Source organism: Microbulbifer sp. ABM4_008, from assembly GCF_056311705.1.
Window position 1 is genome coordinate 1,614,302 of record NZ_CM149970.1, and the last position, 12,308, is coordinate 1,626,609.

Below are 12,308 nucleotides of genomic sequence, written 5' to 3' on the forward strand. Positions count from 1 at the left end.
GTAAGCGTTGTTGTTGAGTACCTGTTGCTTTATTGCTCGCCAGGCTTTTTGGGTTACAAAGCAGTTGCCATCCCAAGGTAAAATCCAGTCTGCTTTCGATTTGCCGTCCTGGAGGGCGAGATTTCTGGCCCCATTATTGTTCATTACATAATTGTTTTTATAGCGGTAAAGGCTCAGCTCTGCCTGAACCGCTAAGTCCTGGCGTAATCGTAGCCCCTTTAATTTATAGGGGGCATAGCTGATGGGGTGATCGAGAATATTCCACTCTATTTTTCGGTAGTCGTCCCAGCTAAAGGGGATTCTGAGAAAGGTTTGTTGAAAGTCGTCGAGTAGTTTAATGATGGCTGCTTCTTCATTAGGGTCGACTATTCGATTGAGGATAAATATTTTTTCGCAGTCGTCGAGTTCAGGCTCATGCTTCAAAATAAATTCAAGATTCTTGCGGGACTGTCCCACACTATGCCGGGGAGCTAAGTCGTTGCCGATGACTCTGTAGAGAACAAAGGTCTGGGTTCTATTTGTTGTGGCTTTATGAGATTTGACTGGCGTAGTTTTGGGGTAGGGGGAACGACTGCTCGGATAGTGGAAATTGGGAAAATGGCGATACCTTCGCATAATAATATTGGCTAGGCGCCTGGCATATTTTAGGGTTTTTCTTTTTAGCTTTTGAGAAAAGAATATGCAGCGATCTCGCCACCTTATCCAAAAAGTGTGCTCACGGAGTGATGTTGTTTCCTGTTCGGAAGATAGCTGTTTTACGGGCGTTGGCATGGAAGCATATTCTTATAGTTAGATATAGAGAAATCTAGTGAGTGCTCATTGATTGCTGACGGAAAGCCGGCAATCAAATTTTGTTCTCGTGATTCGGAGTTAATTATAGTCGGCTAGATTCTAGAGCTTGGTGTCGAGCCATGTAGACGTAAAGTGCGCCAGCTTAAAAGTTATTTTTTTGTGCAGGGCAAGCTGAGATCTTTCCTATAGGCAAAAAAAAGCCCCGCTAGTTAGCGGGGCTTTTCGTCTGGATCAGGCTGTCAATTAGACATTCACTTCCTGGATCTCAGTCGCTGCGATGCGCTTGCCTTCTTCGGCAGACTTCTGGAAGTCTTCAATCTGATCGAAGTTCAGGTAGCGGTAGATCTCGCTGGACATGGAGTCCAGGTTCTGTGCGTATTCCTGGTACTCAGCCGGAGTCGGCAGTTTACCCAGGATGGCGCCTACAGAAGCCAGCTCAGCGGAGGTCAGGTACACGTTGGCACCATCGCCCAGACGGTTGGGGAAGTTACGGGTAGAGGTGGACAGTACGGTGGCGTTCGGTGCCACACGTGCCTGGTTACCCATACACAGGGAACATCCAGGCATCTCGGTGCGGGCACCGGCAGAACCGTAGATGTTGTAGTAACCCTCTTCCATCAACTGGTGCTCGTCCATCTTGGTGGGCGGGGAGATCCACATGCGAGTGGAGATGCCACCTTTGTGTTCCTGCAGCAGTTTACCGGCAGCGCGGAAGTGACCGATGTTGGTCATACAGGAGCCGATAAACACTTCGTCTACCTTGTCGCCAGCAACGTCGGACAGCAGGCGAGCGTCGTCCGGGTCGTTCGGAGCACATACGATCGGCTCTTTGATCTCGGCCAGATCGATCTCGATCACTTCCAGGTATTCGGCGTCGGCGTCCGCTTCCATCAGTTTCGGGTTGGCCAGCCACTCTTCCATGGCGCGCGCGCGGCGCTCCAGGGTACGCTTGGAGCCGTAACCTTCAGCGATCATCCAGCGCAATAGGGTTACGTTGGAGCGCAGGTACTCAGACATGGTGTCTTCGGACAGCTTGATGGTACAGCCAGCAGCGGAGCGCTCGGCGGAGGCGTCGGACAGTTCGAATGCCTGCTCTACAGTCAGGTCTTCCAGGCCTTCGATCTCGAGGATGCGGCCGGAGAAGATGTTCTTCTTGCCTTTCTTCTCAACGGTCAGCAGGCCCTGCTTGATGGCGTAGAGAGGAATGGAGTGCACCAGGTCGCGCAGGGTGATGCCGGGCTGCATTTTACCCTTGAAACGCACCAGTACGGACTCAGGCATATCCAGCGGCATAACACCGGTAGCGGCGGCGAAAGCTACCAGACCGGAACCTGCCGGGAAGGAGATACCCATGGGGAAGCGGGTGTGGGAGTCACCACCGGTACCTACGGTGTCCGGCAGCAGCATGCGGTTCAGCCAGCTGTGGATGATGCCGTCAGCCGGGCGCAGGGAAACACCGCCACGGTTCATGATGAAGTCCGGCAGGGTGTGCTGGGTGCTGATATCAACGGGCTTGGGATAGGCCGCAGTGTGACAGAAAGACTGCATTACCAGGTCGGCGGAGAAGCCGAGGCAGGCCAGGTCTTTCAGTTCGTCACGGGTCATGGGGCCAGTGGTGTCCTGGGAGCCCACAGTGGTCATTTTCGGCTCGCAGTAGGTGCCCGGACGGATACCTTCAACGCCACAAGCTTTACCAACCATCTTCTGCGCCAAAGTGTAACCTTTGCCGGTATCGGCAGGTTGCTCAGGCTTGCGGAACAGCTCGGAAGGCGCCAGGCCCAGGGCTTCACGGGCTTTGCCGGTCAGGCCGCGACCGATGATCAGGTTGATACGACCGCCAGCCTGAACTTCGTCCAGCAGTACGTCGGACTTCAGTTGGAATTCAGACAGGACTTTGCCGTCTTCGGCCAGGATCTTGCCGTCGTAAGGGCGGATCTCTATAACGTCGCCCATGCCCAGTTCGTCAACGGGGGCTTCGAATACCAGTGCGCCGGCATCTTCCATGGTGTTGTAGAAGATCGGGGCAACTTTACCGCCGATACAAATACCGCCACCCTTCTTGTTGGGCACGCCAGGCATTTCTTCACCGAAGTACCACAGCACGGAGTTGGTGGCGGACTTACGGGAAGAACCGGTACCTACTACGTCGCCAACGAAAGCAACGGGCAGGCCCTTGGCTTTAACTTCTTCGATCTGCTTTAGCGGACCGGTAACGCCTGCTTCTTCTGGCTCCAGACCGTCGCGCTTCATTTTGTACATGGCCAGCGCGTGCAGGGGAATGTCCGGACGGGACCAGGCATCCGGTGCCGGAGACAGGTCGTCAGTGTTGGTTTCGCCAGTTACCTTGAATACGGCAACTTTGATGCTCTCGGGTACTTTGTTGCGCTTGGTGAACCACTCAGCGTCTGCCCAGGATTGCATTACCGCTTTGGCGAATTCGTTGCCGGCTTTGGCTTTCTCTTCCACATCGTGGAAGGCGTCAAACATCAGCAGAGTGCCTTTCAGCTGCTCGGCAGCCAGTTCGGCCAGATCTTTGTCGTCCAGCAGCTCGACCAGGGTGGAGATGTTGTAACCGCCCAGCATTTGGCCCAGCAGTTCTACAGCGTGTTTGCGATCGATCAGCGGGGATTCTGCTTCACCTTTGATAATGGCGGACAGGAAACCTGCTTTAACATAAGCGGCTTCGTCAACGCCCGGCGGAACGCGTTGGGTGAGCAGGTCAACCAGTTCCTGTTCTTCGCCTTTTGGCGGATTTTTCAGCAATTCAACCAGGCCGGCGACTTGCTCGGCGTCCAATGGCTTTGGCGGAATACCTTGTTCGGCGCGCTCGGCGACGTGTTTGCGATAGGCTTCAAGCACTGATAAGTCCCTCTTGGTGTGTGGGGTGGCACCTACAGCGGGTGGAATTCCCGATCTATTAACTGTCAGCCGGGATTTTTTTTTCGAGGCCGCTGATGGCGGGGGGCGAATACTACAGGAAAGCCCTACTGCTGTTAAGTTTATCGAAAAATCAATAATTTAAGTGAATTATGACTATTTACTGGGTGAATTTTAGTGGTTTGGCAGCTGGTACTTCCCCCCTTTTCTTGGCGGCGGAAACAAAATAGGCTACGCGCAATTTGAAGGCCGCGCGGGCGGCATAAATAGGTTGGTCGGATAGTTAATGTATAAGAAGGTTCGCACGCCCTGTATCGGTGTTTGCTCCACGGGAATTGGCGATGATGTTTGCCGTGGCTGCAAGCGCTTTGCACACGAGGTTATTGATTGGAATGCCTATAGTGAAGAACAGCGCCGAGTAATTGCCGAGCGCCGAGAAGGGTATTTGGTGAACGCAGTACGCAGCCAGTTGGAGATCGTGGATCGCGAGCTGCTATTGGAGCAGCTTCATCACCAGCGGGTCCGTTTTGATGAGAGTCAAAATCCATACTGCTGGGTGTTCGAACTATTGAGGGCAGGGGCCAGCCAGATATCGGACCTCAAGGCTTTTGGGTTGCAACTCACCGCACAGGCTCGCGGCGCCCCACTGGTGGAAATTCGCCGCCTTATCGATGAGGATTTTTACGCACTGTCTGTCGCCTATTACCAGCGCTATGTGGCGCCTGGTATTACCTAAGAAGGTTCAAAAATTTGATGGCAGCCCCATTTGGGGCTTGGGTTTAGCGCTGCTGGCGCAAAAATACTCTGAGCGCCGGTAGAAAGGGTTCACTGGCGATTGCCAGATCCCGCCGCTGGCGCCGTCGACTCAAGCTCGGTTGGTGGTCGACTCGGGTGAATTCAGGCAGTTGTCCGGCCTCGTTGGCTTCTACCAGAATTGGCATGGAGGAATAGCCGACCTGATGATATTCCTCTTCCTCACCTAGCTCGTGCCCATAGAAGATTTCCGCTACCTGGAGATTGGGGCGACTCTGCACTTGCACCTGGCGTAAATCCTCCTGCTGGCTTTTGTGTAGCCCGGCGAGTAGCTGGCGCTGGTATTGGATGCCGGGATCGGCCCCCTGAGGATCCAGCTGCACCAGCTTCTTTTCACACCATTTCACCGTGACCTTGCGAATGGATTTACGCGCCTTTATCCATGAGAGGGTAATCGCATCGGGGCGTTTCGGACACATCAACACCAAGCGGTAGCATTGGCGCAAATGCGCGCGGGGGTATCCAGCATCCGCAAGCACTTCTCGCACCGTACGATCCTGTTCGGCAACTGGCCGCTCCGCCAGGGCGCTGCGAAGTTCGGCGATAGCCTTGGCAAAGATCTCTTTGTGGTTATTGAGTTGTTGGGCAAACTCAAGGGTTTTGGTCGGTACCGCCAATAAACCCGGTACTTGTAAAGTGGCGCGGGCATCTCCTCCGGCGCTAATGGGCTCCAGATAGTCGAGTTGCGAGTAGAGAGCGCCTGACAGAGAATAGGGGCGTTCAAAGCTCTGATTGAGACTGAGTGCGGCATCCTGTGCGAAAGGGGGCTGAAGTAGATAGTGCTGCCAGGGTTTCTCGGCATTTTGCAGCAACTCCAGGGATTCTCTCAGGGCTTGGACGGCGCCATGGACGTTTTCCAGTAGAGGTGGGATAGCTTTTGCCTGGGTTCTGTAGTCATTCATCAGATATGCCGGATAAAAAGTGATTTATATATTAATGCACTTAATAAATCGTTATCAAATTGAGTGTATTTATCACTAGGGACCTTCTTGGGTAATTGCTGCCAGGCTCTGTCAGTCGGTGAAGTAGTACCCGCTGGCGGTTTAAAAGTGGGCGTTTGTGGCTTGGGGCCGCTATAATCCCGCGCCAAGTTATTTTGCTCCAGTTAAGTTTGTTCGCCCTATGAATGCTCAAATCCCAGATCTGTCCGCTATCAATGAATTCCTACTGTGTCCCACGCCCGATGCCTGGGTGGAGGCGGCATTGAAGGAGCCGGAAATGATGCTGATCGATCATGCCAACTGCGAGAAAAAAGCGGCGGGTACTGCCCTGAACCTGATGTTTCGCTATCTGAATGACTTTGAGCTGCTGAACAAAATGTCGCGTCTGGCTCGCGAAGAGTTGCGCCACTTTGAGCAGGTGCTGGCGATTATGGAGAAGCGCGGCATCGCCTATCCCCACGTTAGTGCCTCCCGCTACGCGGCCGGTCTTCGTGCCGAAGTCCGCAGTGCGGAGCCGGGGCGACTGATCGACACGCTGATTTGTGGCGCTATTATCGAAGCGCGTTCCTGCGAGCGCTTTGCACGGATTGCGCCCCAGTTAGATGACGAGTTGCAGAAGTTTTATCTCTCCCTGCTTAAATCTGAGGCGCGTCACTTCCGCGATTACCTGCACCTTGCCCAGAAGGCTTCCGATGAAGATATTCAACCTAGGGTTCAGGTGCTGCTGGAGAAAGAAAAGGAATTAGTGGAAGGTAGTGATGGACAGTTCCGCTTTCACAGTGGTGTGCCGGAGAGTGCCGGGCAGTAATTCTAGCCCGGCCTGCTAAGTTGGCTCAGATTTTCAGGAAGCTTTTGAATTGATGTTTATTGGCTACAAGCTTCCTGATTCTTTAGTGAAAACACCAGAATACTTAGTGCCTAAGCTCACTAAATTGGGTCATACCGGCAGTAGCTCAAAACGTTGGCTATGGCGTTATCGTAGGACTGCTTGGTAGTTCTGTTGCCTTTACCCGATTCTACGTTAGTGCTCTAAAAATCAGCACAGGTCTCTGTTGGATCTCGCCAGTACAAGTCGATATCGATTGATCAAATGCTATAAGTAAGTTGGGTGAGCAGTAGTAAACTAATACCAAAGGGTATTTGTAAGCTGTACTATCGTAAGCACGCTAGAAGATCAAACTCGTACACTAGGCGCTGTTCATCAATACCTTGTTGGCCACAAACTTGAAAAAGATATGTACTGCACAGTGAATTTCTACTGACCATCCTTCCGTAAAAATTATACTTTAGAGTCAATGTGTGGAAGTACAGTTTTTGAGCACCGCCTTTTGAAGGTTTAAGTGCCGTTTCTTAATCAGCTTTTTATTTTCAATTAGTTATTCTGTAATCAGAAAGTATATATGGTTTGTGGACATCTTCGCCGGAGTGAATCAAGGAAGACGAAAATGGTTCTTTGGATGCTTTTTTGTAGTGGATTAAGGGTTAATGAAACTGCTTAACGACATATAAGAGAGAGATGCTAGACAACGGACTAATTTCAGGAATTTTTTAGACTACCTGAGAAATGCACCAAAACGGGAAAGCCTAGGACGGTATACCTATTGGTGTTACTGCAGGGGCCGCATCCGACGATCTTGGAGTACTGAAGATTGAAGGGCGTAATGATCAGTCAGGGTGATTGTTGTGGTGAGTTTGTACCAGGTAGCCCGGTATTTCTCCCCTCCTCCTCCAAAAAAAGTAAGTAATGGAAAAACTATCTTTCATTTCCAAGAAATATACAGATGCTGAGAGAAGCACAAAGGCAAGGCTGTCCCGTGCTTTACTCAATAATCTTGCATAAGATCTCATAAAACAAGGTGGTATTCACAGTGGGGTTGATCACTTAGACGCCGTAGTATTTTAGTTTGCAGAAAATATAAAGATCTTGGGACGCTCTCCAGTAGATATGACCATGATTTACATTTATCCTTGGCGAGAAGGTTGTATCAATAAAGCCATTAAAGAATCCTGTTAGGGTGTGAGGCTATTTGGCCTTACTCGAGAAGGACTGAAAAAAGACATGGCAAGCTTCCAACTTTACTCTGGCGAAAAAGGCTATATTTTTCCGTTTGAACATCAACATAGCTAACTATGAATCAGTATTGATGCTCAAGATGATCTTTTGTGTGACCAATGATGTTGCTAAGAGCAAGCTATTTCAAAGCTGTAATTGTTTATTGGCTCCTGAGGATGTTAAAAAATATTTGCATGCAATGAAATGTAAAGGTTGATATTAAAGGGAGGCTGGGGAGGTGCTGTTATTTGGGACTGGTGTTTGACGAAATATCTGGTTATGGATAACCAGATATTGGATTTTTTAAACACAATTCTACCATGTTGGCAGGTGGTGGTCCTCTGCTTTTAGACATGGCAGAAAAGTACTGGGCGCGTGTCCCAGTGATAACACTGAACCTTTTGGAGTTGTTGATGCTTTTTAGGTTTCAGGGAGGTTGAATATGATCCGGAAGATATTGGCAACCGCAAGTTCAATCTTGCTGGCTACTTTGTTCCGTCAGGAAGTTATGCCTAGGCTGATCTCGCAGGTATTATTTCGTTCATGGAAGCTATTAAGGTTTCATATGAGATTTTTAAGTTTAATCTAATAGGTTTGAAGGCTGTTCAAATATCCATTAATGTGGATATTCCAAAAATAGGGAAATTTTTGGAGGATGGAAAGAAGGAAAGATGGAAAACTCGATCAATTAGGAGGAATGTAAATGAAAGTTATATATAAATTGTTTTTTATGGTCTTAACTATCAGTGTATGTTTTGCTGGCTCAATACATGAGGATGTGATGCATACTCAGATATCTGAAGAAGGGAAAACCATTTCAGCAGATATGTTAATGGCTGGAAGTGATGTGTCTGGTGGAGTGACGGATAGTGTTGGTTATATTCTTGGGGCAATAATTAAAATTCTACTAGGGGAAGCTTAAGATTTAGCCCAGCGGACTTTGGGTGAAATGATGGATCAATGTTTCGCTGGGCTTCAAAATTCTGTGCCACCCGCATAATTCCATAAGATGATCGATTTATCTGGAAGGTAGCTGCGGTAGTATTAGGCGGTAATTTTAAACCGGATGCGTTGGATTTCTAAGATTTTTAAGCTTGGTGGCGGATGGTGTCTCCATTTGTGCTTACGGTGTTCTTTTAGTGAATGTCGAAAAGTTGCTCTCAATGTGTCTCATTTTGGTGTTTAAAATTTACCTCTGTTTGAGGTTTCTAGGTTCTTTTCTCTTATCCTGAATCAAGCTTTTTCAATAGCCGAATAAACTCTTCGAGCTCTTTACTGCTGGTGGAATCCACAGAAAATTTATTGTGGAAAAATATGGTGAGTTTTACTTTGGGGGAGTTGATAAAAACCGTATAGCCGTCAAAGTCAGTGCTGACTGCCAGCCCCTGGTAATGCCATTCGTTACCTTCCTTGCGCCCCTCCTTTGTCGCCCTATCAAACACCCGCAGCGCTTGTTTGACGTCAATCTTCTGTTCGGCATCCATTGCTGCTTGCTCCTGCCGCTAAGCTTGTTGTTTGAGACGAAACTGTCTTTGACTTGGAAGCTTAGACGACATGGACACTGACATCCATCACTACCCACCAGTAGATACGCGGCTGTTTGACTGGCTGGCTTACCTTGGTTTGATTCCATTTGTCGCAGGAATCATTATGCAGTGGTTAGGGTTTTCTCTTTGGGGAGTGACTCCGCGCCTGCTGTTCACCGCCTATAGCGCAGTGATTCTGAGTTTTCTTTGCGGTGTTTGGTGGGGCGCTGCACTCAATCAAGTGGGGCATCCGCACAGGATGATTTTAGCGCTACTGAGTAACCTGGTGACGTTGGTGGGGTGGGTGGCGTTGCTGATGTTTCGCACCACTTGGGCATTACCGGTATTACTAATTGCTTTCGGTTTTGTGGTCTGGGCCGAGGCCCGGTTGAACCCCAATCTGCCCGGGAGGGATCAGTATTTCCGCACCCGCAGCATCGTGACCTACCTGGTGATGGCCTGCCATCTTCTAATGATTCTGCTGCTCCTTTGAAATGCCTGGCGCAAACTAAACTGTTACCAGCGAAGTTATTTTGGGGTAGCTCTTATGCAACCTGTTTCCTCTGAGTTGCTCGACCAGTTGTTCAATAAGGCCCGAACCCATAGTCATTGGCAGGATAAGCCGGTTTCAGAAGTGGTTTTGAAACAGCTTTACGACCTAGTCAAATTCGGACCTACAAGTGCTAATTGTTGCCCTATGCGATTGGTGTTTGTTGTAAGTACGGAGGCTAAGGAGCGGCTCAAGCCAGCGCTTAATGAGGGAAATATTGAAAAAACTATGCGGGCTCCAGTGACTGCCATTGTTGCTTACGATATGCACTTTTATGAACACCTTCCGAAGCTCTACCCCCAGACTCCTGCGCGGGAATGGTTTGCCGATAGCCCCGAATACGCTGAGGTTACCGCATTTCGCAATGGTTCCTTGCAAGGAGGCTACTTTATTTTAGCGGCGAGGGCCCTGGGGCTCGATTGCGGCCCAATGTCGGGGTTTGATAACGCATTGGTTGATGAGGAATTCTTTAGTGACAAATGCTCAGCACCGGCTTTTCTGCCGGAGCACTTCCCCGATTGTCATATTAAGTCCAATTTCTTGTGCAATCTTGGCTATGGCGAAACTGACAAATTATATCCGCGCAACCCTCGGTTGGATTTCGATGAAGTGTGCAGAACTCTGTAAATTGTTGCGTTTAACATAATTCGTATTTGTTAATACGGGTTAATGGCAGTGGATCAAGAATTAGGTGTGATTAAGTGGTTCTTAAACGATCTCAGCGGTTGATTGACCCGGAAGAATATTTTTTACCTAGGCAAGAGGACGCGCTTTATGAGTTGTTTGGCCGGGACATAAGTCGGGCTGTGGTTGAGCGATTTTTGTCGATGCAAGATGAGGAATACTTCCGCTGTGTCAGTTCGGGAAATTTCGGTATCTATGCCGCAGACCAACTGCTGATAGATTGCTACGCAAAGAAAATTAATGAGCAGGCGATTCTCGATGAAAAGTTGTTGTTTAGTCGAGAAGAGCTGGAGCCGATTATTCAGGCATATAGAGCGGAAACACTTTATATGAACCTGGCAATGGACAACGCAGCGCTGCCACACGATGTAATTACCACCGAGGAATTTGTCTTACATTTACAGGCGACCATTCTTAAGGCATTGGAAAAAAAGCGGGATGCTGATGATTTTATCGTGGTTATTCCGACCACCAGCTACAAAGGGGAACTCATTCCCAAGGCCATTTGCAGTAAAGCCAAGTTGAATGATGAAACCTTTGAGCGTCAATTCCAGTTGGGGCTTGTTCGCAATCAACACCTGCAATATGTCTTAAGTAAATCCTACTTGTGGACCCTGGCGCATGCCTGGCCCTTTATAACGGGTTCGGAAGTGGGGGAGGGGTTGTTCAAAGGGGTGGTATTTCGGCAGTTTGATCTAGGTTTTGGCACTATAGCTTCGGATCTAGACAGTGATACCAATGTATTTGTGATTACAGATGCAAGTTGTACTGGTGGTGAGGCAGAGCATATTCGCAGCCGTCTGTTGAGAATGGACAGGCATGAACGATCGGCAATTATTGTTCCTTTATGTAAGAAAGAAGCGATACATCGTTTGGATAAAAGTGCGGAAGGTAATGCAGAAATTGTGTCTGGGGTAGTCCTGGATGACTTCAAGCGGCAGTGGAAAGATATTGGCCATCGAGCGAGCTATAAGACCCTCAGGGGGGCGAAGAGGTAAGGGCCAGGCATAAGTTCCTTATAGTACTGGTTTGGATACCATCAGATAGACAATGGTAACGGTCATGGGAAATGCGATAGCCCCGAGCAGGCACCAAGCCATCATTAGCTTGCGCATTTTGTCTATATTACCGTCTTCTTTGGCATGTTTACGCAGCTGGTACTGAAGGTAAACAACCGGCAGCCACAACAAGAACACGGTTGCGCTGAGACCGGCGGCCAATTGTAACCAGGCTTGCTGCATCCAGCTTGGATTAATCAGCAGCATACCCACCGCGCTTCCGAATAGACCAATTACCGCCGATCCGGTAAATATCCAGTCTGCCTGTACCGTCTCCCGGCTGACCCACTGCATAACTTGGGCATTTCCGGACTGCCAGCCCCTCAGGGTGTACCAAGCGATGCCGGTCCCTGTGCCGAGTACGATTATGGCGCAGAGGATATGCAGTGTTTTCAGTATCAGATAGTAATTCACAGTGCTGCTGGCCAGACTAAAGTTGGAGATAAATTAGTGGCTGCGATCGTTAATTTCAATGCCAATTATCGCTGGTTTGATATCTGCTAGCTCGAGCTAGTAGGACGATGAACGATATGGGGGAGAAAAGTGATATTCCGACCGGAGAAAATTATTAGTGGTGGTCAGACGGGGGCGGATACCGGTGGCCTGCTGGCGGGGCAGCGCCTGGGAATTGCCACCGGTGGCACAGCGCCACAGGGTTACTGGACTGAGATCGGTGATCGGCCGGATTTTCTGAAAGGGCTTGGGCTGATTGAAAACACGTCCCCGGATCTGGAAGAGCGCACCCGGGAGAATATCCGCAACTCCGATGCCACTATTATCTTCACAACCAATCCCGGTAGTGATGGCACTCTGTTTACTATTGAGTTCTGCCAGGCATCGGGGAGACCACACTTAGTAGTCAATCCGACTGATGCCAATCGAGTACAACTGGTGCGCGACTTTATCCTCAAGAATCGTCCGCAGACGCTCAATGTGGCGGGTAACCGTGAATCCAACTCCCAAGGGATTACTGAAATTACCGCGGAAACCATCGAGAGGGCGCTAACCCGCTGA

Annotated in this window: 11 protein-coding genes; 7 read left to right on the top strand and 4 right to left on the bottom strand. The window is 49.5% G+C overall.

What is annotated here, in order from left to right; all coding sequences use genetic code 11:
- Positions 1-1,035: 1,035 nt before the first annotated feature.
- Positions 1,036-3,651, bottom strand: coding sequence for a bifunctional aconitate hydratase 2/2-methylisocitrate dehydratase (gene acnB / locus ACYX4J_RS06970; protein WP_444907834.1), 2,616 nt, complete (start codon positions 3,649-3,651; stop codon positions 1,036-1,038).
- 304 nt (positions 3,652-3,955) lie between these two features.
- Between acnB and ACYX4J_RS06975 the strand changes: the two genes are divergently transcribed.
- Positions 3,956-4,405 (top strand): DUF1289 domain-containing protein, encoded by a 450-nt coding sequence (locus ACYX4J_RS06975; RefSeq protein WP_476178171.1) that lies wholly within the window; start codon positions 3,956-3,958, stop codon positions 4,403-4,405.
- 43 nt (positions 4,406-4,448) lie between these two features.
- On the opposite strand, the gene ACYX4J_RS06980 is transcribed toward ACYX4J_RS06975, so the two are convergent.
- Positions 4,449-5,384, bottom strand: a complete 936-nt coding sequence (locus tag ACYX4J_RS06980; RefSeq protein WP_476178172.1) for a hypothetical protein — start codon at positions 5,382-5,384, stop codon at positions 4,449-4,451.
- A 220-nt stretch (positions 5,385-5,604) separates the two neighbouring features.
- Here ACYX4J_RS06980 and ACYX4J_RS06985 point away from each other — a divergent pair, with 220 nt between their 5' ends.
- The gene (locus ACYX4J_RS06985) at positions 5,605-6,231 is read left to right on the top strand and encodes a MiaE family protein (protein ID WP_444914185.1); all 627 of its coding nucleotides are present in this window, start codon (positions 5,605-5,607) and stop codon (positions 6,229-6,231) included.
- A gap of 1,948 nt (positions 6,232-8,179) precedes the next feature.
- A complete protein-coding gene (locus tag ACYX4J_RS06990) occupies positions 8,180-8,398 on the top strand; it encodes a hypothetical protein (RefSeq protein ID WP_476178173.1) in 219 nt (72 codons plus the stop codon).
- A gap of 301 nt (positions 8,399-8,699) precedes the next feature.
- On the opposite strand, the gene ACYX4J_RS06995 is transcribed toward ACYX4J_RS06990, so the two are convergent.
- A complete protein-coding gene (locus tag ACYX4J_RS06995; RefSeq protein ID WP_413662543.1) occupies positions 8,700-8,960 on the bottom strand; it encodes a DUF3081 family protein in 261 nt (86 codons plus the stop codon).
- A 70-nt stretch (positions 8,961-9,030) separates the two neighbouring features.
- Between ACYX4J_RS06995 and ACYX4J_RS07000 the strand changes: the two genes are divergently transcribed.
- From ACYX4J_RS07000 to ACYX4J_RS07010, 3 genes are all read left to right on the top strand, one after another.
- Positions 9,031-9,495 carry a DUF3429 domain-containing protein gene (locus ACYX4J_RS07000; protein ID WP_444897790.1) on the top strand — a complete coding sequence of 155 codons (465 nt, stop codon included), beginning with the start codon at positions 9,031-9,033 and terminating at the stop codon, positions 9,493-9,495.
- 54 nt (positions 9,496-9,549) lie between these two features.
- A complete protein-coding gene (locus tag ACYX4J_RS07005; protein ID WP_476178174.1) occupies positions 9,550-10,179 on the top strand; it encodes a malonic semialdehyde reductase in 630 nt (209 codons plus the stop codon).
- 74 nt (positions 10,180-10,253) lie between these two features.
- Positions 10,254-11,234 carry a hypothetical protein gene (locus ACYX4J_RS07010; protein ID WP_444907840.1) on the top strand — a complete coding sequence of 327 codons (981 nt, stop codon included), beginning with the start codon at positions 10,254-10,256 and terminating at the stop codon, positions 11,232-11,234.
- Between the two features lie 18 nt (positions 11,235-11,252).
- Here the strand turns inward: ACYX4J_RS07010 and ACYX4J_RS07015 are convergent, their stop codons facing one another.
- Positions 11,253-11,708, bottom strand: coding sequence for a DUF2269 family protein (locus ACYX4J_RS07015; RefSeq protein WP_476178175.1), 456 nt, complete (start codon positions 11,706-11,708; stop codon positions 11,253-11,255).
- A gap of 129 nt (positions 11,709-11,837) precedes the next feature.
- Between ACYX4J_RS07015 and ACYX4J_RS07020 the strand changes: the two genes are divergently transcribed.
- On the top strand, positions 11,838-12,308 hold the full coding sequence (locus tag ACYX4J_RS07020; RefSeq protein WP_475709805.1) for a YpsA SLOG family protein: 471 nt from the start codon (positions 11,838-11,840) through the stop codon (positions 12,306-12,308).